The sequence below is a fragment of the Intrasporangium sp. genome (genome assembly GCF_040414665.1).
Taxonomy (GTDB): domain Bacteria; phylum Actinomycetota; class Actinomycetes; order Actinomycetales; family Dermatophilaceae; genus Intrasporangium.
In genome coordinates, this window is the sequence record NZ_JBEDUL010000010.1 from 43077 (window position 1) to 65075 (window position 21999).

Sequence of the window (21999 nt, forward strand, 5' to 3'; positions counted from 1 at the left end):
GGGCCTATGAGTTCAGGGGCCGCCTTTCACCTGTCACCCGCCTTCCCGGATCGCGCCGCCTGGGGCACCGCGAGCAAGCTGCGTGCCTGGCAGCAGGAGGCCCTCGACTCGTACCTTCGGGACGACCCGCGCGACTTCCTCGCCGTGGCCACGCCCGGTGCCGGCAAGACCACCTACGCGCTCCGGGTCGCCACCGAGCTGCTCTCCCGCGGCCTCGTCCACCGGATCACCGTCGTGGCGCCGACCGAGCACCTCAAGACGCAGTGGGCTGATGCGGCGGCCCGGGTCGGGATCAGCCTCGACCCGAGGTTCAGCAACTCGGTCGGCCGACACTCCGAGGACTACCACGGCGTCGCGGTGACGTATGCGCAGGTCGCCTCGCGTCCCTCGCTCCACCGCGAGCTGACGCTGACCCGCCCCACCCTGGTGATCCTCGACGAGATCCACCACGGCGGCGACAGCAAGAGCTGGGGGGACGGCATCCGGGAGGCGTTCGACTCGGCGACGCGCCGACTCTCGTTGACCGGCACGCCGTTCCGTTCGGACACGTCACCGATCCCCTTCGTGCGCTACGAGCTCGATGCGGATGGGATCCTGACGTCGTCGAGCGACTACGCGTACGGCTATGCGGAGGCGCTGCGCGACGGCGTCGTGCGACCGGTCCTCTTCCTCGCCTACGGCGGCAACATGCGCTGGCGCACCAAGGCGGGTGACGAGATCTCGGCGAGCCTCGGCACCCCGATGACGAAGGACCAGATCGCCCAGGCCTGGCGCACCGCCCTCGACCCCAAGGGGGAGTGGATCGGCTCGGTCCTTGCCGCCGCCGACAAGCGGCTCACCGAGGTCAGGCGCGGGGTGCCTGACGCGGGCGGCCTCGTCATCGCGTCCAACCAGACGCAGGCGAGGGCGTATGCCGCTCAGCTCCGAGCGCTGACCGGCGAACCTGTCGCGGTGGTGCTCTCCGATGACGCGGGGGCCTCCCAGCGCATCGAGGAGTTCGCCGCCGACACGTCCCGCTGGATGGTCGCCGTCCGCATGGTGTCCGAGGGTGTCGACGTGCCGCGCCTCTGCGTCGGCGTGTACGCCACCTCGACCTCCACCCCGCTCTTCTTCGCCCAGGCAGTGGGTCGCTTCGTCCGGGCCCGGAGGCGTGGCGAGACGGCGTCCGTGTTCCTGCCCTCCGTGCCCGTCGTCCTGGACCATGCTGCGCGGCTGGAGGAGCAGCGCGACCATGCCCTCGACCGCAAGCCAGCGGCAGAGGGCGACGTCGCTGCGATGTGGGCGGAGGAGCAGGGTCTGCTCGACGAGGCCCTGCGCGAGGAGAAGGCGAACGCCAGCCTGCTGGACGAGGGCACCTTCGAGGCGCTCGAGTCCGAGGCCCACTTCGACCACGTGCTCTTCGACAAGCAGCAGTGGGGCATGCACGCCCAGGTCGGCTCCGCGGAGGAAGAGGAGTACCTCGGCCTGCCCGGGCTGCTCGAGCCCGACCAGGTCGCCGCGCTGCTCCACGAGCGGCAGCGCAAGCAGGTGAAGAAGGCACCGAAGGCGCCGAGCGCACCCCTCGCGCAGCACCGGGCGCTCGCCGCCCAGCGCAAGGAGCTCAACAAGCTCGTCTCTGCCTACGCGCGGCAGAAGGGCCATCCGCACGCCACCGTCCACCTGGACCTGCGGCGGGCATGTGGTGGGCCCGACCTCGCCGCAGCCTCGTCGGAGCAGGTCGCGGAGCGGATCGAGCGGATCCGCAACTGGCTGGTCGGCCGGCGCCAACGTCAGTAGCCGATGCTGCCGAGCCGCTCCCGGCAACGTCGTCACCTTCTGCCAGACAGTAGGTCACCCGGACGGTGCCTCCCGCGGCTAGGGTCGACGCGCCCTCCACCTACCAAGCCGGTGGAGGAGACGACCTCCTAGGGGACGCTGATGACGAAAGACCTCCTCCGGTCCGAGACGACCCGGCGGCAGCTGCTCACCATGGCCGCGATCGGCGGCGCTGGCCTGTTCACGGTGGCGGGAGCGCCTGCGGCAACGGCTCAGGGAAGCGGTGCTGGCAGCAACGGCAAGCCGCTGCGGCTGACCGTGCTCGGCACGACTGACCTGCACGGCAACGTCTACAACTGGGACTACTTCAAGGACGCTGTCTACCAGGACTCGGCCGGCAACCACGTCGGCCTCGCGAAGGCCGCGACGCTGATCAAGGCGGTCCGGGCCGAGCGCGGAGCGGACACGTGCATCACCCTCGACGCCGGCGACACCATCCAAGGCACCCCGCTCGCGTACTACTACGCGAAGATCGACCCCATCACCGGTGGCTCGAAGCACCCGATGGCGCAGTCGATGAACCTCGTCGGCTACGACGCCGCTGCGCTCGGCAACCACGAGTACAACTACGGCCTCGACCTGCTGCACACCTGGGAGGAGCAGCTCAACTTCCCGCTGCTGTCGGCGAACTCGGTCGACTGGCACACCGGCCAGCCGGTCTTCCGGCCCTACGTCATCAAGACCATCAGGGTGCCCGGATCCAAGCCGGTGAAGGTGGGCATCCTCGGCCTCGTCACCCCCGGCGTCGCGATCTGGGACAAGGCCAACGTCGAGGGCAAGGTCAGGTTCCCGGGCATCGTCGAGCAGGCCGCCCTCTTCGTCCCCAGGCTCAGGGCCGCCGGCGCCGACGTCGTCGTCGTCTCGGTCCACTCGGGAGCGGACACGTCGTCGTCCTACGGTGACGCGCTGCCGTACCCGGAGAACGCCGCCACCCTCATGGCGCAGCAGGTCCCCGGCATCGACGCGGTGCTCGTCGGGCACGCGCACAAGGAGATCCCGCAACGGTTCGTGACGAACGAGCAGACCGGCAAGCAGGTCCTGCTCTCGGAGCCGCTCTACTGGGGCATGCGCGTCACCGTCATGGATCTCGACCTCGTCAAGGTCCGGGGCCAGTGGCAGGTCGCCTCGTCCGGTGCGACCACCCTCAACTCGAACACCGCCCCCGAGGACCCGGAGATCGCGGCCCTGCTGCGCGACTCGCACGAGACGGTGCGCACGTACGTCAACAGCGTCATCGGCGAGTGCCTCTCACCGATGTCCGCGGCGACGTCCCGATACGAGGACACCGCGGCGATGGACTTCATCAACCACGTCCAGGCCGACGCGGTGAAGCAGGCCCTCGTGGGGACGCCGCAGGAGAACCTGCCCATGCTGTCCATCGCGGCACCCTTCAACAAGAACGCCGCGATCCCGGCCGGCGACGTCACGGTCCGCGACGTCGCGGGCCTGTACATCTTCGACAACACCCTGCTCGCCATCGTCCTGACGGGCGCCCAGGTCAAGGACTACCTCGAGTACTCGTCGCGGTACTTCAACAAGGTGAGCGGCACCGGACCCTTCGCGCCGGGCGAGCTGACGAACGCCGTCACCGGCACGGCACCGAACGGCACGCCGGACTACAACTACGACATCATGGGCGGTCTCGATGCCCCGCTGACCTACGACATCGATCTCGCCAAGAACCCCGGTGAGCGGATCCGGGGCCTGTCGTACGACGGCTCGCCCATCGACCTCGACGGCGAGTTCGTCATCGCCATCAACAACTACCGACAGTCCGGTGGCGGCAACTTCCCGCACGTCACCGCCGCGCCCGTCGTCTACAACCGGCAGATCGAGATCCGTCAGCTGCTCATCGACTGGGTGAGCGCGCAGGGCGTCATCGACCCCTCGACGTTCTCCGCGATCGACTGGACGCTCGTCAGCAACAGCAGCCCCATCACCATCACCCCCTGACTCCCCGATCGAGGTATCCGGTCGCTCCCGAGAGCGATCGGATACCTCGACCGGGAGGGGTGGGCGAGAAGGGTCAGGGGGAGGCGGCCTGTTGGTGGTGCTGCTGCTCCAGGAGGTGCTCGACGAGCGGGACCATCCGGTGGTCGAGGCGCGTCGCCAGCGAGATCACCGTCGACGCGCGGGTGACGTGCGTGTCGTCGACGACCAGGTCGATGACCCGCTGGAGGTCGGCGTTGTCCCGTCCGACGATCCGGATGAGGACGTCGCCCGACCCGGTGATGGTGTGTGCCTCGAGCACCTCGGGGATCGCCGCGAGATGATCGACGACGGGGGAGTGTCCGCCGCGACCCTGGCGGATCTCGAGGGTGCAGAACGCCGTCACGGGGTAGCCGAGGGCGGCTGGGTCGACGTCGGGGGCCATCGAGCGCAGCACGCCGCGAGCCTGCAAGCGGTCGATCCGGGCCTGGACGGTCCCGCGTGCGACGCCCAGCCGACGTGAGGCTCCGAGGACACCGACGCCCGGCTCTGCGAGGAGCAGCAGGAGGATCCGGCAGTCGAGGGCATCGACGGGACCCCGCGGGTGGTGAGCGGACGGCGGGGACGGCTGGGAGGTCATGGACAGATTGTCCTGTGCTCAGCGGCATACGGCCAGCATTTTGTGCATGCTGCCCACTTTCAACGGATTCTGTTGACCACTCGGGCCCGCTTTGCAACTCTCCGGCTCATGACCACTGACGTTCACGTTGACCTGACCGACCAGGAGCGCGAGGCGGACCTCGACCTCGACCAGCTCAAGCAGCTCGTCGGGCTCGTCGAGTACGACGAGACCAAGGACGTCTTCCCCGTCACCGGGTGGGACGCCATTGTGTTCGTCGTCGGGAACGCCACCCAGACGGCGCACTACTACCAGAGCGCGTGGGGGATGGAGCTCGTCGGCTACTCCGGCCCCGAGAACGGCAACCGTGACCACAAGGCGTTCGTCCTCAAGTCCGGCTCGATCCGCTTCGTCGTCAAGGGCGCGGTGAGCCCGGACAGCCCGCTCGTCGCCCACCACGCGAAGCACGGGGACGGTGTCGTCGACATCTCCCTCGAGGTGCCCGACGTCGACCGGTGCATCGCCCAGGCGAGGAAGGCCGGCGCCACGGTCCTCGAGGAGCCGCACGACCTCACGGACGAGCACGGCACGGTCCGGATCGCCGCGATCGCCACGTATGGCGAGACCCGCCACACGCTCGTCCAGCGGACGGTGGGCGACCGGGTGTATGCCGGCCCGTACCTGCCCGGCTACGCTCCGGCCACGTCGACGTTCGTCAAGCGCGAGGGCGCGCCGAAGCGGCTCTTCCAGGCCCTCGACCACATCGTCGGCAACGTCGAGCTCGGCAAGATGGACGAGTGGGTGGGCTTCTACAACAAGGTCATGGGCTTCGTGAACATGGCCGAGTTCATCGGTGACGACATCGCGACCGACTACTCGGCGCTCATGTCCAAGGTCGTCGCCAACGGCAACCACCGGGTCAAGTTCCCGCTCAACGAGCCCGCCGTGGCGAAGAAGAAGTCGCAGATCGACGAATACCTCGAGTTCTACCGCGGTCCGGGTGCCCAGCACCTCGCGCTGGCCACGAACGACATCCTCGACACCGTCGACCGGCTCCGCGCCGAAGGCGTCGAGTTCCTCGACACGCCGGACGCCTACTACGACGATCCCGAGCTGCGCGCTCGGATCGGCCAGGTCCGCGTGCCGATCGAGGAGCTGAAGCGGCGCAAGATCCTCGTCGACCGCGACGAGGACGGCTACCTGCTGCAGATCTTCACGAAGCCGCTCGGCGACCGGCCGACGGTGTTCTTCGAGATCATCGAGCGGCACGGATCGCTCGGTTTCGGCAAGGGCAACTTCAAGGCCCTCTTCGAGTCGATCGAGCGCGAGCAGGACAGGCGCGGCAACCTCTGACGCGCCGCTGACGCGGGACGACAGAGTGTGGTGACGTCGACTGCGGAGGGCCGGCTTCATGGCAGAGTTGGGGGCATGAGCCAGCAGCCCTCAGGGTGGTACGACGACCCCAGCAATCCCGACCTTCTCCGCTACTGGGACGGGGTGACCTGGACGAGCCACACCGCGCCGAAGAAGTCGCCGACGGCGCCACAGTCCACCATCGGCCAGCCGCAGCAGCAGCCGCAGCAGCCGCAGCAGTCACCGACCGCTCCGTTGCCCCAGGGCGGCGCGTGGCAGGTCCCGGGCGGTGGGCAGTCTCGCCCGGAGACCCAGCAATACCAGCAGTACCCGGGCTACCCGGGGGCCGGGCAGTACCCGGGCGCCCCACAGGCGCAGCAGTGGCTGCAGGGGCCGGTCACCGAGGACGGCGTCCCGCTGGCGTCGTGGGGCAAGCGGTTCCTCGGGTGGATCCTCGACGGCATCATCATTGCGATCATCGTGCAGCTGCTCACGCCGATCTTCGTGCCCGAGTACGGCGAGCTCGTCGACCGGTTCACGACCGCGATCGAGTCCAATGACCAGGCCGCGATGAACGACTTCGTGTCCTCCATCGCCGGCATGTCGCTCAAGGTTGGGCTGCTGTCCTGGTTCATTGCGTCCGTCTACGCCATCGCCTTCTGGGTCACCCTCGCGCAGACGCCCGGGAAGATGGCGGCGCGCATCAGTGTGCGCCGGACCGACCGGCCCGGGCCCCTCGACCTGGGAACTGCCGTCAAGCGCCGCGTCCTTCCGCTCGTCAGCACCTTCATCGGGCTGCTGACCCTCATCGACGGGCTGTGGCCGCTGTGGGACGCCAAGCGCCAGGCACTGCACGACAAGGTCGCGGGCACCTATGTCGTCGTAGGGAAGCAGCCGCGACGCCCGATGTGACTCACGGCTGACCCTCGGAGCCGCAAAAAACTTTGCGGATGGAGCAGGGGTCGGGTGCACAATGGCATGCGCGCAGATCTGCGCTGCTGCGGCAACGACGCCGATGGCCGCTCGGCCAACCCTTACCTCTCAGCTTCTCCATGACCAGGGGGACACGTGTCACCTGCACCAGCTTCGACGGCGACCGGCCAACCCGGGGGACCGGAACAGTATCCGGACAAGATCGACGGCACCGTCCTCAAGGTGGCCGGTGTCGTCGTCCTCGGCTCGATCATGTCGATCCTCGACATCACGGTCGTCAACGTCGCCCTCCCGACCTTTGCCGTGGAGTTCTCGTCCGACCCGTCCACTCCGCTCCCGTACTCCACCGTTGCGTGGACGATCACGGCGTACACCCTCGCGCTCGCGACGGTCATCCCGCTGACCGGATGGGCCGCGGACCGCTTCGGCACGAAGCGGCTCTACATGCTCGCTCTCGCGCTCTTCACGGTGGGCTCGGCCCTCTGCGCAACGGCCGACTCGATCGGCATGCTCATCCTCTTCCGGGTCCTGCAAGGGCTCGGTGGGGGAATGCTCATGCCTCTGGGCATGACCATCATGACGAAGGCCGCCGGGCCTGCGCGCATGGGCCGACTGATGGCGATCCTCGGTGTACCCATGCTCCTCGGCCCCATCTTCGGGCCGATCCTCGGCGGCTGGCTCATCGACCACTACTCCTGGCACTGGATCTTCCTGATCAACGTGCCCCTCGGCTTCGTCGCGATCCTCTACGCCTGGCTCGCTCTGGCGAAGGACCGGCCGGAGCCGTCGGAGTCGTTCGACGTCATCGGCATGCTGCTCATGTCACCCGGTCTCGCGCTCTTCCTCTACGGGATCAGCTCGATCCCCGGGGAGGGCACCTTCTTCTCGGTCAAGGTCGGCGTGCCCGCGACGATCGGCGTGATCATGATGCTCGCCTTCGTCCTCTACAGCTTCCGGCCGAAGCACCCGCTGCTCGACCTGCGCCTCTTCACCATCCGGAACTACTCCGCCGCGGCGATCACGATGTTCCTCTTCGCGGCCTCCTTCTTCGGAGCGCTCTTCCTCGTGCCGACCTACTTCCAGCTCGTCCGGGGCGAGTCTCCGGTCGACTCCGGCTGGCTGGTCGCGGCGCAGGGCGTCGGCGCCATGGTCACCATGCCCATCGCCGGCGCGCTCGCGGACCGGTTCCCGGTGGGCCGCATCGTCCCCTTCGGCCTGATTCTCATCGTGGGCGGCATGTTCGCCCTGACCCAGGTCACTGCAACCACGTCGTACTGGGGCTACCTCATCCCGGTCCTGTTCATCATGGGTCTCGGCATGGGGGCGACGATGATGCCGCTCATGACGTCGGCGCTGAAGACCCTGAAGTCGCACCAGGTCGCTCGCGGCTCGACGCTGCTCAACATCAGTCAGCAGGTCGCCAGCTCCATTGGCATCGCGGTCATCTCGGTCGTCTTCACCAACCTGGTCGCCGAGAAGCCCCTCGCCGGACCGGCCATGGCCACCTGGCACGACCCGACCATCGCCAACCAGATGGGCGGTCAGGCTGGCGTAGCCGTCGGGTTGGAGCAGGCCGCCCAAGCCTTCGGTCAGACCTTCCTCGTGGCCGCGATCCTGGTCACCCTGACCCTGATCCCGGCGTACTTCCTGCCCCGCAGACGCGAGGTGTCACACCTGCTCGATGACGTGGAGGGCGAGGGCCCGGACCAGGGCGTGCCCGCGGTCGTCGTGCACTGACCCAGTCCGTCCGGGCGGACGGTTCCGTCCGGAGGGAACCGGGCTCCGCCCGGCGGGTCGTCAGGGACTGGGGCGGATCGTTCCTGAGACCTCGCCGAGGCCGATCCGGGAGCTGCCCGGTCCCGGGGCCCAGGCCCTGATCGTCACGGTGTCGCCGTCCTCGAGGAAGCCGCGGGTCGAGCCGTCCTCGAGGACGAGCGGCTCGGCGCCGTTCCAGGTGAGCTCGAGCAGGCTGCCCCGCGTGCCCTTCTCGGGACCGCTGACGGTGCCCGAGCCGAAGAGGTCACCGTTGCGCAGGGAGGCGCCGCCCACGGTCAGGTGCGCGAGCATCTGCACCGGTGACCAGTACATTCCGGCGTACGCCGGTCGGGAGACGACGGTGCCGTTGAGGGCGACCTCGAGGTGGAGGTCGAGCCCGAACGCCGGCCCCTCGAGATAGGGCAGGACGGCCGGCTCCTCCTGTCCTGGGAGGGCCACCCGGGCCTGCGCCAGCGCGTCGAGGGGCGTCACCCACGCCGAGATCGAGGTCGCAAAGGACTTGCCGAGGAAGGGGCCCAGCGGGACGTACTCCCACGCCTGGATGTCCCGCGCGCTCCAGTCGTTGAGGATGACGACGCCGAAGAGGTGGTCGACCGCCTCCTCGACGGAGACCCGCGTCCCGACCTCGGTGGCACCGCCCACGACATAGCCGAGCTCGGCCTCGATGTCGAGGCGGATGCTCGGGCCGAAGACCGGGGCGGGATCGCTCGGCGCCTTGCGCTGACCACTCGGGCGCACGACGTCGGTCCCCGAGACGACGACGGTGCCGGACCGCCCGTGGTAGCCGATCGGCAAGTGCTTCCAGTTCGGCGGCAGCGCGGCATTGTCAGGGCGGAAGATCTTGCCGACGTTGGATGCATGGTCCTCGCTGGCGTAGAAGTCGACGTAGTCGGCGACCTCGATCGGCAGGTGCAGGGTGACGGAGTCGAGAGGGTGCAGATGTGGCTCGACGCGGGTGCGGTGCACGTCGTCCGTGAGAATCTCGGTGAGCCACGCCCGCGCGATGGTCCACGCCGGCCGGCCCAGCGCCAGGAACGCGTTGAGGCTCGCGGTCTGCCAGGCAGTCGCGAGATCGGGACCGGAACCCGCCTGACCGGCGTCGCGTCCGATCGCGGCGACGGCGCCGGCGTCGAGGACGACATCGCCGATCCTGACCCCGACCCGCCTCGTGGCGTCGCCGCTGGCGGAGAAGACTCCGTAGGGCAGGTTGTCGATGCCGAACTGATGGTCGACTGGGACGTCAAGCCACGTGGTCACGCCGTGGTCCTTTCAGGGAGGAGGCCGAGCGCCTTCAGCTCGGTCAGGGGGTCGAGGACGCCGCAACAGCCGAAGCCGGTGAACGACGCGCGCAGCCGGTCGATGTCCCCGGCGTCGAAGGCGGTCAGGCGCCCGACGAGGTCCTCGACGTCCGTCACCTCGAGAGTGCGCACGAGGTGTGCAGTGCCCGCCCGCTCGAGCGCGTCATGGGTGGCCACCAGGACGTTGAGCAAGCCATGCATGGGCTCCCCACCGCCGTCACCGCGCACGACATGGTGCAGGCCGCCGGTCAGCTTGAAGGCGAGGCCCCGCGCCACTGCTGCGTGCAGAAAGCCTGCCAGTGTCGCCTCGTCGGGCCACGGCCAGGTCGGCGTCTGGCCGGTGCGGAACTTGGCCCGGACGCGCGCGCCCTGGCGGGCCGCGTCGGCGATGTCGTCCAGCTCCTGCGCCTGGCCCGGCCCGCGTCCGACCTCGACCACGACAGGTGGCCCGAGCTCGAGCACCTCCCGCCAGTCTGCCGACCAGCCGACCTCGACGCTCGAGACGTGCGCGGCGGACTCGTCGTGGAGCAGGCGGACCGCATCGGCCAGCGGCTCGAGCGGTCCACCCGGGCGCACGACGAGGCCGACCTGGATCGGGGAGCGCGCCGCACGAGGGTCCCGAGCTGCGAGGGCGGCCACCTCAGCCGCCGCGGTGGCGGGCACGAGCAGCGGTCCGAGCTGAGCGGCATACGGCCCGGCTTGGAGGTCGAGGTGCTCGCGCACGGCCACGTCCGTCGGAGCCAGCCCCGGCGGGAAGACGGCTGCATCGTCGACGAGGTGCTCGAAGATCCGCGCATGGTGGGGGAAGCCGGTCGACCTTGACATGTCCCGGAGGGTACTCCAGTGTGTCTTGAGGGAGACACCAACGTCCGAAAATCGGACGCCGCGATGACCGAGGGGCAGACATGGCGTACTACCGGGCAGCCGGCAACATCCCGCCCAAGCGACACACCCAACACCGCCGCGACGGAGGCGAGCTCTACTACGAGGAGCTCATGGGCGAGGAGGGCTTCTCCTCCGACTCGTCCCTGCTCTACCACCGCAATATCCCGTCGACCGTGTCGTCGTCGCGCGTCTGGGAGGTGCGAGACCAGTCGACGACCCCGAACCACCCCTTGACCCCCCGGCACCTCAAGCTGCACGACCTCTTCGACGACGCCGCCGTGCGGTCGACCGACGTCGTGACGGGCCGACGGCTCGTCCTCGGCAACGGTGACGTGCGGATCTCCTACGCCGTCGCCGCCCAGCCCAGCCCCTGGTACCGGAATGCCATGGGCGACGAGTGTGTCTACGTCGAGCGCGGTGCGGCTCACGTCGAGACGGTCTTCGGCGCCTTCGACGTGGGCGAGGGCGACTACGTCATCATCCCGCGCGCGACGACCCACCGGTGGCTCCCCGTCGAGGATGCGGCCAACCCGCTCCGGGCCTACTGCATCGAGGCCAACAGCCACATCTCCCCGCCGAAGCGTTACCTCAGCAGGTACGGCCAGCTGCTCGAGCACGCGCCGTACTGCGAGCGAGACCTGCGCGGACCCGCGGGGCCGCTGCTGGCAGAGGACACCGGGGCGAGCGCCGACGAGGAGACCGAGGTCTACATCAAGCACCGGGGCAGTGGGCCGGGTGGCGTCGTCGGGTCGATCCACGTGCTGCCCTTCCACCCACTCGACGTCGTCGGGTGGGACGGATGCCTCTACCCCTACGTGTTCAACGTCCGGGACTACGAGCCGATCACCGGCCGCGTGCACCAGCCGCCACCCGTACACCAGGTCTTCGAGGGGATGGGGTTCGTCGTCTGCAACTTCGTGCCACGCAAGGTCGACTACCACCCCCTGTCGATTCCCGTGCCGTACTACCACTCCAACGTCGACAGCGACGAGATCATGTTCTACGTCGACGGCGACTACGAGGCCAGGAAGGGGTCCGGCATCGGCCGCGGGTCGATCTCGGTCCACCCAGGCGGGCACGCGCACGGACCGCAACCCGGCGCCACCGAGGGGTCGATCGGCGTCGAGTTCTTCGACGAGCTGGCCGTCATGGTGGACACGTTCCGGCCGCTCGAGCTCGGTGAAGCCGGACTCGCAGCCGACGACGGCCTCTACGCCTCGTCGTGGTCGCGCGGGGCGGCCACGCAGGCGAGCGGTCAGCCGGCGGCTGGCCAGCAGGACTCCGACGGAGTCCACACGGAGGGGTGATGGCCGGACCCCTCGACGGGAGAGCCTCTCCTGTCAGCGAACGGCGCGCGCGGGAGAGCTCCAAGACGCTGGATCGCGGCATCCAGCTGCTCGAGCTGCTGGCCCGTCCGGGGCGTGCCAGCGGCCTGACCATCACCGAGCTGGCCGCGGAGCTCGGCGTGGGCCGTCCCGTCGTCTATCGGCTCGTCACGGCCCTCGAGGCCCACCACCTCGTCACCAGGCGGCCAGGTGGACGGGTCCGCCTCGGCCTCGGAGTGAGTCGGCTCGCCGCCGCGGTCACGCCCCTCGTCCGCTCCGAGGCCCGCCCGATCCTGCAGGAGCTGGCTGACTCGGTCGGCGCCACCGCCCACCTGACAGTGTCCGAGGGCGAGGAAGCGCTCGCCCTGGTCGTCGTCGAGCCGACGTGGACGGACTTCCACGTGGCCTATCGCTCCGGTGCCCGCCACCCCCTCGACCGGGGAGCGGCTGGCCGAGCGATCCTCGGCGGCCGGTCCGGCTCCGCGGACCTCGTCGTCAGCGTCGGTGAGCTCCAGTCCGGGGCCCACGGGCTCGCCGTCCCCGTCCTCCCGCCGACCGAGGCGGGTCAACCGGACCGTGTCGTCGAGGCGTCCGTGGGCGTGGTCGCACTCGAGCCGATCGACCCCGCCTCGGCCGGACCGCGGCTCGAGCGAGCCGCTCGGGCTCTCTCGACGATCCTGACCTGACGGACGTGCGCGCCCAACCGGGGCGGGCTGGCGAGCGGGCCAGCCTCTCGGTTTTCTGGGACAGGGCATGTGGCCTTCCTTACACTTCCGATAGGCGTCACACACCGAAGTCACCGGTTCACCCGGCCGGTGGCGAGACATCAAGGCGAGCCAACATGCCGAGACGTACCCCGCGCTCCAGTGGCAACAACGACGTCCGCGATCCGGCCTACGACGCGCTCATCAGCCTGCACGCCCAAACCGGCCTTCGGGGTGCCACGGACCCCGGCCTCATCCCGGGGTTTCACAGCCTGCCAACCGGCGAGGCGCTACGGATGGTCGCCGCCGCGCCGGCCGACCAGATCCCCGCGTCCGCACGACTGGGAGTCCTGGGCGACCTGGCCCGCGCTGGGTTCCCCGGCCGCGCGGACGACGAGGAGGCCTATCTCGAGCTGGCGAGGTCGGTGGACCAGGTCAGGATCAAGAACGGCAAACCCATCGACCCGGCGACCCTGCTGACGGATCTCGAGCAGGCGTTGCGAGATCGCGTCCCCTTCTACAAGACGCACACCGGCGGTGCCCTGGAGCACCAAGAGGCCGCCCTTGTCGGGGAAGACGTGTGCACCGTGCGCACCGTAGAGGTCGGTGGGCTCGAGGCCACGTCCATCTATGCGGAGTTCCACACCAACGCGCCTTTCGAGACCGTGGCGGAGTGGATCGATCCCCGCAGCTGGCCAAGGCGCGGGCCGATGCTGTTCAAGCGCATGACGGTGGTCGACGCCGCCGAACCGGTGGCGCTGGGTCCGCCCGGCTCACCGCACTGGCATGGCGTCTTCCACGAGGAGGTCCAGCTGCTCCAGCGGGTCAACACATTGCTGCACTGCGACTTCTGGCGCCAGGGCAATGAGGCAGCCGGGATGACCTACGACCTCAGCCTCAGCCTCGACAACGAGATCGACGTCGACCGGGGCTTCCTCCTCGTCACCAACGCCGGGGGAGACCTCACGGTCAAGGCGCTCAAGATCGTCGGCTTCCGGCTCGACGTCTGGGACACCGTGGCCGGATGGGTCTGTCCGTCGTGGACCGACTTCGTTCGCGCTGCCGCCGAAGGCGGCACCGAGTCGTCCGCTTACCCGGCCTCTGGAGGGCATATCGGCCCTCCCGGCCGCTCCCCCTTGGGAGAGACCTTCGATGCGTGGGTCGAGTTCCTCGGTGACTCGGCACGGGCCTATGTCGACCTCTTCGAGGACGTGACAACGCGGGTGAGCACGAAGGGGGTCTCCGCGGCCGAGTGCCTCGACGACGAACGGAAGCTCTGGTCGCGGCTCGCGAAGGACTGGTCCCAGGCCTGGACGCACGGCATGAGCACCCTGGAGGAGGTCTCGCGCGAGGGGCTCGATGCCGGTTTCATGCCCCCGGGCGTTCCTCCCGATCGGGGTCGCGGAGCCGCGAGGACGATGACCTCGGGTGCGCCCGCCGGCCCACCTGTCGATGCAGCCGAGGGCACGATCATCCAGATTCCCGGGCTCGGCCCGTCGGTGCGGCTCCGGGTCTCCGACCTCGTCTCCATCGAAGCCGGGGGTGCCATGATCCGCGCAGGCGCGGTCCGCGTCAGCGTCGAGCAGCTCGCACAGGGACAGTACGGCGTCCACCTTGATGTCAGCGACCCCACGGCGGCAGCCGGCCTCTACGTGGGCGAGCTGATGAGCGCGGACGGGACCATGCGCACCCCGATCCAGCTCTACGTCTCCAGAGCCACTGGGGCGTGACGAGTGAGTGATCTCGCGGCCTCCGAGGATCCGAGGTTCACGCGGCTGCTCGAACGGCTTCTCACCGCGGCCGAGGCCTCGCTCGCCGCCGGTGATCTCGAGCCGGCCCGTGCGACCGCCGAGGAGGTCCGCGCAGTCGACCCGGACAACGAGCGGGCGAGGAGGATCCTGCGGCAGCTCGCCGCCCGTCAACGGGCACCGTCCGGCGAGCGAGCCCTGATGACCCTCTTGTTCTCCGACCTGGTCGGCTCGACGTTGCTTTCCGAGCGCGTGGAGCCCGAGCAGCTCCGGGACCTGTTCTCCTTCTACCGGGCGGCCGCCCGCGAGGCGGTGGAGCGCTACAGCGGACAGCTCATCCAGTTCTCCGGCGATGGCGTGCTCGCCGGCTTCGGGTACCCGGAGCCACACGAGGACGACGCCCGGCGTGCCGTCCTCGCGGGCCTCGACCTTGCTGTGGCGATGCGGGACGGGCGGGCCGAGATGGAGCGGCGCGTCGGCGCGGCCGCGGAGGTGCGGGTGGGGATCCACACCGGGCGGGTCGTCGTCACCGACTTCAGCAACGACGCGAGTGTGGCCGAGCGGGACTCCATCGTCGGCATCACCCCGAACCTGGCGGCGCGGATCCAGGCCAATGCTGAGCCGGGCACGGTGGTGATCAGCGACGTCACACAGCAGCTCGTGGACACCGACTTCTACCTGCAGTCCCGGGGGGAGCACCAGTTCAAGGGCATCAGCCGGCCGGTCGAGGTCTTCGCCGTCGAAGGACCCCGTTTCGCGGCGGCGCGTTTCGCGGCGGAACGCTATCGCAAGTCGGGACTGGTCGGACGGGACGAGCCACGGACGGCGATGCTCGAGGCGTGGCAGTCGATCCGGACGGACGAGGGCGGCGTGCGGCCTGGCGCCTCTTTTCTCGTCGTCGGGGAAGCGGGAATCGGCAAGTCCCGCTTGGTTGCCGAGGTTCTGGACCGGGTCGAGGCCAGCGCCGGCCGGGTGCTCGGGGCGGGGTGCCTGCCCTACTACGCCAACGTGTCGTTGTGGCCGATCGCCCAGATGCTCGAGAGGGCCCTCGGCCTCTCGGGCGGGCCGGAGCGCAAGCTGCGGGCACTCGTTGCGCACCTGGCCGATCTGGACCTGGACCTTGGACGCAGTGTCCCGTTCCTCGCAGCGCTCGTCGGGGTGGCACCCTCTGACGCGTACCCGCGGCCGGAGCTGGACCCGATCGCCTTCCTGGACGAGACGCTGAACCACGTCGTCGAGTGGCTGACCGCCGTCGCTGCGAGCACGCCCCACCTGCTCGTCGTCGAGGACCTGCACTGGGCCGACCCGTCCACCCTCGCGCTGCTCGGTCGTCTCGTGGGCCGGGCGCCGAGCGGGCTGCTCACGGTGGCCACCACTCGTGACTCCCACCTCGTACCCTGGACGCAGGCTGTCGAGGTCGTCGAGCTCGACCATCTTGACCGGGACGAAGCCATGAGCCTCGTCACGAACCTCGTTGCAGGGCAGGACCTCTCCGATGACAGGTGCGCGTCGATCGTCGCCCAGGCCGACGGGATCCCGCTCTACATCGAGGAGCTCACCCGGTCGTGTCTCGCCGAGGACCGAGGCGAGCCGATGCCGCTGCGTCTGCAGGAGCTGTTCACCTGGCGCTTCCGGGCTCCCGGAGTCGACCTGCGCGTCGTGCAGGTCGCCGCGACGGTGGGCCCGACCTTCCCCGCCGGCCTCGTGTCGGCGGTGATCCGCGACGAGGCGCTCGTGATCCAGCAGCTGGAGGTGCTCGTCGACCACGGGATCATCGAACGCGGTGACCCGGAGTCGGGGAGGTATCGCTTCCGGCACGCACTCATGCGTGACGCGGCCTACGAGACACAGGTGCTCGACGTACGCCGCGAGACGCACGCCAACGTGGCGGAAGCCATGGCAGCCCAGGGCGCCGAGCCCGCTCTCATCGCCGCCCACCTCGACCTGGCAGGTATGGCTGAGCGGGCCGCCGCGCTCTACGTCGCGGCTGCTCAGGGTGAGCAGGCCCGGGGAGCGCACACGGAGGCCGCGAGGCTCGTCACGCGGGCCCTCGAGCTCTATGAGGGCCTTCCGGAGTCAGAGGAGCGGGACCTCGCCGAGCTCGGCGCCCGCATGCTGCGCGTGCTGAGCATCAGCTCGATGCGTGGCTACGCGGCTCCTGAGGTACAGGCGGACCACAGCCGTGCCGAGGCACTGACCACGGCGCTGGGCAGCCGACCCGAGGTCCTGCCGGCGGTCATCGGGATCTACGGCTACCGCCTGACGAATGGTGACGTGCCGACAGCTCGCATGCTCATCGAGCGCCTCATGGGCATGATCCGTCAGCCAGCCTTCGCCTGGTTCGACCCCGAGGTGGAGGAATGTGCAGGATATGTCGAGCTGTACCAGGGAAACCTCGGTGCGGCGCGGACCTACCTCGAACGGTCGATGGCCGGCTACGAGGGACGCCCGGATGACGCCGTCATCTCTCCGTACTGGCCTCTGCCCAACGACCCCAAGGCCGCGTCGGCGATCGGCCTGGCCTGCATCGCCGCGCTGCAGGGTGACGTCGAGGCAGCGTCGCGGTGGGAGCACCAAGCGGTCGAGCGGGCCGAGGGCCTTGGGTTTCCACGGGGCCCGTTCACGCTCGGTTTCGTCAAGACCTACGCCGCCTGGATCCGGCAGTTCCTCGGCGACGACGTCGGCGCACGGCGGCTGGGGGCTGAGGTCGTGCAGGTGGGACAGCAGCACGGCTATGCCTACTGGATGATGCTCGGCTCGGCCTACGTTGCCACGGCCCTTCCGGGGGGCGAGCCCGACCGTGAGTTCCTCGAGCAGACGGTGGCCTCGTTGCGCCTCATGGGTCACGAGGCGTTCCTCGGGTCGATGCTCGCCCATCTCGCCCGCCTCCATGCGCAGGCCGGCGATGTCGACCGCGCCAGCGAGCTGATCGACGAAGCCGTCGAGGCCGTCCACAAGAGCGGTGAGTATCTCCACCTACCCGAGCTGCTCCGGCAGCGAGCCGGCTTCGCACTGAGCCGCGGTGCACATGCTGATGACGTCGTGGCAGACCTTCAGGGCGCCGTCGACGTGGCCGTCGAGCAGGAGGCGACCGTCTCCTACCTTCGTGCCGCCCTCGAGCTGGCTCGGCTGCCGGAGGACCGACGCCCCATCGACTGGCGCATCACCCTCGACCAGGCCAGGCAGAGCCTGCCGCCGTCATTCCGGTCGGCCGAGAGCGCGGCCGCCGACGCCCTGCTCTCCGACTGACATGGCGGGGCGGCGGGTGGTCATCCTGGGGGGCGGCATGGCCGGCCTCACCACTGCCTGGGAACTGAGCTCGGGCGACTGGCGGAAGGAGTTCGACTCCATCACCGTGTACCAGCGCGGCTGGCGCCTGGGTGGGAAGGGTGCGAGCAGCCGCGGCCCTCATGGCCGCATCGAGGAACACGGGCTGCACGTCCTCCTCGGCTATTACGACGCGACCTTTCGGCTGCTTCGGGAGGTGTACGCGGAACTCGACCGGACCGTGACCGACCCCGGTTGTCCGATCCGGGACTGGCGGGAGGCATTCTCGCCCAGCGATGACGTGGGCCTCGCCGACCACGACGGCACCACGTGGAGTCACTTCGTGACGCAGTTCTCACGCAACGGGGACCTGCCGGGCGAGCCGGGTGCCGAGGACCGGCCACTGGAGCCGCTGGGCGTCGCCTTACGGGCGTTGCGGCTGCTCGCCGACTTCGACGAGGCGGTCGCACCGGAGCCAGCCGGGGCGGGCGTCTATCTGAGCGCGTCCGCAGTGCCGAGGCCGGCAGGATCGGCGATCCGGACCCTCGTCCGGGCCGGAAGCCGCACCACCATGGCCGGGCTCCTCGTGCTGCTCGATCGGGCCGCAGGTGTGGTCACCGGACCGGGGCTCGGCGCTCCGGTCGTGGATGCCGTCACGGCTGGGCTGCAGAGGTGGCGTGATGACCTTCGCGCGGCGGTCCAGGACACTCCGGCGGCCCGGCGAACCTGGCAGCTGGTCGATCTCGTCGCGACGAATCTCCAAGGCATGGTCGTCGACGGACTGCTGTCGGGGACCGCCTACGAGCGGATCGACCACCTGGACTACCGCGAGTGGCTGGCCCTGCACGGCGCGGCTCGAGAGACGCGCGACTCTCCCATCGTCCGAGGGATGTACGACCTCACCTTCGCCTATGAAGGGGGTGACCGGTCACGCCCGCGATTTGCCGCGGGACTGGGACTCCAGCTCGCCAGCCGCATGCTCTTCGACTACAAGGGCTCGATCTTCTGGAGGATGCAGGCCGGGATGGGCGAGGTCGTCTTCGCCCCCCTGTACCAGGCGCTCGTCCAGCGGGGCGTCGAGTTCACGTTCTTCCGGCGGCTCTCGCGCCTGAGCCTCGCCGATGATCGGTCGATCAGGTCGATCAGGTCGATCGGGTCGATCGGGTCGATCGAGCTCGTCCGGCAGGCGGAGCCGGCCATCGGGCAGCACGCCTACGATCCGCTCGTGCGTCACGGCGGCCTCCCGTGCTGGCCCGATCGGCCGCTTGTCAACCAGCTCGACCACGATCCCGGGGTCCATGCTGAGTCGCACTGGGCACGGGATGACGGCCGGCCGGTCGAGACGCTGCGCGCCGGCGAGGACTTCGACGTGGCAGTGCTCGCGGTCTCCCTGGGCATGATCCCGCACGTCGCCGGCGAGCTGCTCGCGGCCGATCCCGCGTGGCGCAGGATGGTCGACCACGTCGCGACGGTAGGGACTCGCGCCGCGCAGCTGTGGTTCCGCTCGACCGAGGCACAGCTGGGCTGGAATGGTCGGCCCGGAGTGACCCTGACCGGGTTCGGCAACACCTTTGACACGTGGGCGTCGATGTCCCACCTGCTGTCCCGTGAGGGATGGCCCGAGCACGACGGACCACGTGCCCTCGCGTACCTGTGCGGCGCGATGCCCGACGGCGACCCGGCCTCGGCTGGTCGGCGCGTCCGGGGGGAGCTGACCCGCTTCCTCGACGAGGAGTCCGGCGCCTTGTGGCCGGCGGTCTCGGGTCCCCAAGGCTTCCGGTGGGAAGCGCTGTGGGACGACCGGGACCGCATCGGGCCGGAGCGGCTCGACGCCCAGTACCTGAGAGCGAACCTCGATCCCTCCGACCGCTATGTCCAGTCACTGCCCGGGTCAGGGAGACACCGGATCGCTCCCGACCGCACCGGCTTCACGAACCTGGCCGTGGCGGGGGACTGGACGGCCTGCGGGCTCGACGCCGGTTGCGTCGAGGCTGCGACCCGGTCCGGAGTGCTCGCGGCGAGAGCCATCCGGTCCGGAACGTGTGGGCAGACCCCTGCCGAGGAGGTCGTCGGGTGAGTGGGACGCTGGACGCAGCGTCCCAGGTCGCGCACCTCGTCGGAGAGGTGCAGCGCTTCGGGTTCCTCAGCGCCGCGTCCGTGGTCAAGCGTTACACCGAGATCGTCGACCGGGCCATCGCCGGCGCCGGCCTTCCCGAGTCCGACCCGGTCGCGCGAGGACCCGCTGGCGATGCGTTGCTCGACGCTGCCTCCCGGTTGGCCGAGGCGGGCCTCACGTCCCTGGAGACGATGACGGCCCTGCTGGGCGACAGTCTCCGACCGAACCCCGGAAGAGGCGGACGGGAGACGGTGGTCCTTCCCCCTGCAGCCGGAGGCTCCACCTCGCTGGCCCCATTGTGGCTGCACAACGCAACCGACGCGTCCGTGCGACGAGTCGAGCTCCACGCGACGGCGCTCACCTCGTCCTCGGGAGCCGTCATCCCAGCCGCTGCCCTGAGCCTCTCACCCTCGAACGTCGACGTCCTGGCCGCCATGAGCCACCAGCAGGTCACTGTCCAGGTGACCGTGCCCCCCGGCCAGGCGCCAGGTCACTACCACGGAGTCGTCGTCCTGTCGGCGGCACCGGACGAGGCGATGGCACTGCTGCTCGAGGTCCGGACGATGGACGGGGAGCCGTGAGCGGCCCGAGCCCTCAGTTCCTCGGGCAGCTCGAGACGTACGCGTCCCAGGCACGCGTCGTCGCGGCGTCCTACCTGCCCGAAGGTGCATTCTCGCCCTACCTCCGGCTCCCGGCCACCGAGTATCTCGACCGGGGAGGGAAGGGGCTGCGACCTGCTCTGTGCCTGGCCACCTGCAGCGCGTTCGGCGGCGAGGTGGAGGCCGCCCTGCCCTCGGCCGCCGCCATCGAGCTGCTCCACACGGCGTTCCTCGTCCACGACGACGTCGAGGACGACAGCGACCTCCGGCGCGGCGAGCCCACCCTGCACCAGAAGTACGGACCCGCGCTGGCGATCAACGCGGGCGACGGCCTCGCGGTGGTCGCGCTGAGTGCGCTGCGGGAGAACGAGCGCACGATCGGGCGGCCGCTCGCCGCCAAGGTCTGGTCCGAGTTCGACTTGATGGCACGGCAGACCGTCGATGGCCAGGCCTGCGAGCTCGGGTGGCAGCGTGATCGGCGGACCGACCTCACCCCGGACGACTACCTCGAGCTCATCATGAAGAAGACCTGCTGGTACACGACCCTCCTGCCGCTGCGGGTCGGCGCGCTGATCGGGTCGAGGGGGACGCTGGACCTCGAGCCAATGCTCCGGTTCGGGTTCTTCCTCGGCGCGGCCTTCCAGATCCGGGACGACGTGCTCAATCTCACCGGGTCGCAGGCCCTCTACGGCAAGGAGGCCCTCGGCGATCTGCGTGAGGGGAAGCGCACGCTGATGCTCATCCACCTGCTGGCGGCGGCCAACCCGCGAGAGCGCGAGCAGGTCGTCGGCTACCTCGCCCTCGACCCGGCGGAGCGCTCGGGTGAGGTTGCAGAACACCTCTTGGCCCTGATGGACGACCACGGCAGCGTCGCCTTCGCGGACGAGTTCGCCCGGGGCATTGCCCGGGCGGCGGGAGTCGCATTCGAGGAGGCCTTCGCTGCCGCGCCCGACTCGCCGGCCCGCCGCTTCATCCGCGAGCTCGTGACCTACATGGTGGAACGGGACCGCTGAGGCGGGTCATCGCTGGACGACGGGCGCACCCTCGAGCCGGACGCCGGCCTCCTCGAGCTGCGCCAGCGCGGCCTCCGTCGTCTTCGGTGCGACCCCGGCCGTGAGGTCGAGCAGCACGGTGGTGTCGAGTCCCTCGCGACGGGCATCGAGCGCCGTGGCTCGCACGCAGTGGTCCGTGGCGATCCCGACGACGTCGACGTGCGAGACGCCGCGCTCCGCGAGCCAGTCCGGGAGAGTCGAGCTGTCCGGGCCGATCCCGTGGCATTCAAAGCCGCTGTAGGCAGCCGAGTACTCGCCCTTGTGGAACACGGCTTGGACCGAGTCCAGGGCGCCGGCGAGGTTCGGGTGGAAGGCGGAGCCCGCGCTTCCGGCCACGCAGTGGACCGGCCACGTGTCGATGTAGTCCGGGTCCGCCGAGAAGTGGTCGCCCGGGTCGATGTGCCAGTCGGCCGTGGCGATGATGGTGTCGTAGGCGGCCCCGCGCTCGGCAACGTACGCCGAGATGGCCTGCGCGACAGCGGCGCCACCCTCGACAGCGAGCGAGCCGCCTTCGCAGAAGTCGTTCTGGACGTCGACGATGATGAGCGCGCGGCGCTCGCTGGGGCCGGACGTGGACATG

General features: G+C 69.7%; 16 protein-coding genes. 12 read left to right on the plus strand and 4 right to left on the minus strand.

Annotated features, from left to right (window positions below; all coding sequences use genetic code 11):
• Positions 1 to 6: 6 nt before the first annotated feature.
• Together ABF401_RS01145 and ABF401_RS01150 are read left to right on the plus strand one after the other, a co-directional pair.
• Positions 7 to 1776, plus strand: a complete 1770-nt coding sequence (locus ABF401_RS01145) for a DEAD/DEAH box helicase (protein ID WP_353507692.1) — start codon at positions 7 to 9, stop codon at positions 1774 to 1776.
• A 141-nt stretch (positions 1777 to 1917) separates the two neighbouring features.
• Positions 1918 to 3768: a bifunctional metallophosphatase/5'-nucleotidase gene (locus tag ABF401_RS01150; protein WP_353507693.1), complete on the plus strand. Its 1851-nt coding sequence runs from the start codon at positions 1918 to 1920 to the stop codon at positions 3766 to 3768.
• 73 nt (positions 3769 to 3841) lie between these two features.
• Here the strand turns inward: ABF401_RS01150 and ABF401_RS01155 are convergent, their stop codons facing one another.
• Positions 3842 to 4384, minus strand: coding sequence for an Lrp/AsnC family transcriptional regulator (locus tag ABF401_RS01155; RefSeq protein WP_353507694.1), 543 nt, complete (start codon positions 4382 to 4384; stop codon positions 3842 to 3844).
• A 108-nt stretch (positions 4385 to 4492) separates the two neighbouring features.
• Between ABF401_RS01155 and hppD the strand changes: the two genes are divergently transcribed.
• The 3 genes from hppD to ABF401_RS01170 all read left to right on the plus strand — a co-directional run bounded on the left by hppD (position 4493) and on the right by ABF401_RS01170 (position 8386).
• Positions 4493 to 5716 carry a 4-hydroxyphenylpyruvate dioxygenase gene (hppD, locus tag ABF401_RS01160; RefSeq protein WP_353507695.1) on the plus strand — a complete coding sequence of 408 codons (1224 nt, stop codon included), beginning with the start codon at positions 4493 to 4495 and terminating at the stop codon, positions 5714 to 5716.
• 75 nt (positions 5717 to 5791) lie between these two features.
• Positions 5792 to 6628 (plus strand): RDD family protein, encoded by an 837-nt coding sequence (locus ABF401_RS01165; protein ID WP_353507696.1) that lies wholly within the window; start codon positions 5792 to 5794, stop codon positions 6626 to 6628.
• Positions 6629 to 6784: 156 nt separating this feature from the next.
• Complete coding sequence (locus ABF401_RS01170) at positions 6785 to 8386, plus strand: DHA2 family efflux MFS transporter permease subunit (protein WP_353507697.1); 1602 nt, start codon at positions 6785 to 6787, stop codon at positions 8384 to 8386.
• A 60-nt stretch (positions 8387 to 8446) separates the two neighbouring features.
• On the opposite strand, the gene fahA is transcribed toward ABF401_RS01170, so the two are convergent.
• Together fahA and ABF401_RS01180 are read right to left on the minus strand one after the other, a co-directional pair.
• Positions 8447 to 9682: a fumarylacetoacetase gene (fahA, locus tag ABF401_RS01175; protein WP_353507698.1), complete on the minus strand. Its 1236-nt coding sequence runs from the start codon at positions 9680 to 9682 to the stop codon at positions 8447 to 8449.
• Positions 9679 to 10548, minus strand: a complete 870-nt coding sequence (locus tag ABF401_RS01180) for a hypothetical protein (protein ID WP_353507699.1) — start codon at positions 10546 to 10548, stop codon at positions 9679 to 9681. Before ABF401_RS01180 ends, fahA begins: the two co-directional genes overlap by 4 nt.
• Positions 10549 to 10628: 80 nt before the next feature.
• Between ABF401_RS01180 and ABF401_RS01185 the strand changes: the two genes are divergently transcribed.
• The 7 genes from ABF401_RS01185 (at position 10629) to ABF401_RS01215 (ending at position 21380) form a co-directional block, all read left to right on the plus strand.
• Positions 10629 to 11915, plus strand: a complete 1287-nt coding sequence (locus ABF401_RS01185; RefSeq protein ID WP_353507700.1) for a homogentisate 1,2-dioxygenase — start codon at positions 10629 to 10631, stop codon at positions 11913 to 11915.
• The gene (locus ABF401_RS01190) at positions 11915 to 12619 is read left to right on the plus strand and encodes an IclR family transcriptional regulator (protein ID WP_353507701.1); all 705 of its coding nucleotides are present in this window, start codon (positions 11915 to 11917) and stop codon (positions 12617 to 12619) included. The genes ABF401_RS01185 and ABF401_RS01190 overlap by 1 nt, the downstream gene beginning before the upstream one ends.
• A gap of 155 nt (positions 12620 to 12774) precedes the next feature.
• Positions 12775 to 14367 carry a hypothetical protein gene (locus ABF401_RS01195; RefSeq protein WP_353507702.1) on the plus strand — a complete coding sequence of 531 codons (1593 nt, stop codon included), beginning with the start codon at positions 12775 to 12777 and terminating at the stop codon, positions 14365 to 14367.
• 3 nt (positions 14368 to 14370) lie between these two features.
• Complete coding sequence (locus ABF401_RS01200) at positions 14371 to 17634, plus strand: ATP-binding protein (protein ID WP_353507703.1); 3264 nt, start codon at positions 14371 to 14373, stop codon at positions 17632 to 17634.
• Between the two features lies 1 nt (position 17635).
• The gene (locus ABF401_RS01205; RefSeq protein WP_353507704.1) at positions 17636 to 19729 is read left to right on the plus strand and encodes an FAD-dependent oxidoreductase; all 2094 of its coding nucleotides are present in this window, start codon (positions 17636 to 17638) and stop codon (positions 19727 to 19729) included.
• Positions 19726 to 20349: a hypothetical protein gene (locus ABF401_RS01210; RefSeq protein WP_353507705.1), complete on the plus strand. Its 624-nt coding sequence runs from the start codon at positions 19726 to 19728 to the stop codon at positions 20347 to 20349. The genes ABF401_RS01205 and ABF401_RS01210 overlap by 4 nt, the downstream gene beginning before the upstream one ends.
• Complete coding sequence (locus ABF401_RS01215; protein ID WP_353507706.1) at positions 20346 to 21380, plus strand: polyprenyl synthetase family protein; 1035 nt, start codon at positions 20346 to 20348, stop codon at positions 21378 to 21380. Before ABF401_RS01210 ends, ABF401_RS01215 begins: the two co-directional genes overlap by 4 nt.
• 6 nt (positions 21381 to 21386) lie before the next feature.
• On the opposite strand, the gene ABF401_RS01220 is transcribed toward ABF401_RS01215, so the two are convergent.
• Positions 21387 to 21998, minus strand: a complete 612-nt coding sequence (locus ABF401_RS01220) for an isochorismatase family protein (RefSeq protein WP_353507707.1) — start codon at positions 21996 to 21998, stop codon at positions 21387 to 21389.
• Position 21999 lies beyond the last annotated feature (1 nt).

Bases quoted from the DNA above. Each gene is read 5' to 3' on its own strand.
- ABF401_RS01220 (WP_353507707.1), bottom strand. From the start codon at position 21,998: ATGTCCACGTCCGGCCCCAGCGAGCGCCGCGCGCTCATCATCGTCGAC.
- ABF401_RS01185 (WP_353507700.1), top strand. From the start codon at position 10,629: ATGGCGTACTACCGGGCAGCCGGCAACATCCCGCCCAAGCGACACACC.
- ABF401_RS01180 (WP_353507699.1), bottom strand. From the start codon at position 10,548: ATGTCAAGGTCGACCGGCTTCCCCCACCATGCGCGGATCTTCGAGCAC.
- hppD (WP_353507695.1), top strand. From the start codon at position 4,493: ATGACCACTGACGTTCACGTTGACCTGACCGACCAGGAGCGCGAGGCG.
- ABF401_RS01165 (WP_353507696.1), top strand. From the start codon at position 5,792: ATGAGCCAGCAGCCCTCAGGGTGGTACGACGACCCCAGCAATCCCGAC.
- ABF401_RS01195 (WP_353507702.1), top strand. From the start codon at position 12,775: ATGCCGAGACGTACCCCGCGCTCCAGTGGCAACAACGACGTCCGCGAT.
- ABF401_RS01190 (WP_353507701.1), top strand. From the start codon at position 11,915: ATGGCCGGACCCCTCGACGGGAGAGCCTCTCCTGTCAGCGAACGGCGC.
- ABF401_RS01145 (WP_353507692.1), top strand. From the start codon at position 7: ATGAGTTCAGGGGCCGCCTTTCACCTGTCACCCGCCTTCCCGGATCGC.
- ABF401_RS01150 (WP_353507693.1), top strand. From the start codon at position 1,918: ATGACGAAAGACCTCCTCCGGTCCGAGACGACCCGGCGGCAGCTGCTC.
- ABF401_RS01205 (WP_353507704.1), top strand. From the start codon at position 17,636: ATGGCGGGGCGGCGGGTGGTCATCCTGGGGGGCGGCATGGCCGGCCTC.
- ABF401_RS01155 (WP_353507694.1), bottom strand. From the start codon at position 4,384: ATGACCTCCCAGCCGTCCCCGCCGTCCGCTCACCACCCGCGGGGTCCC.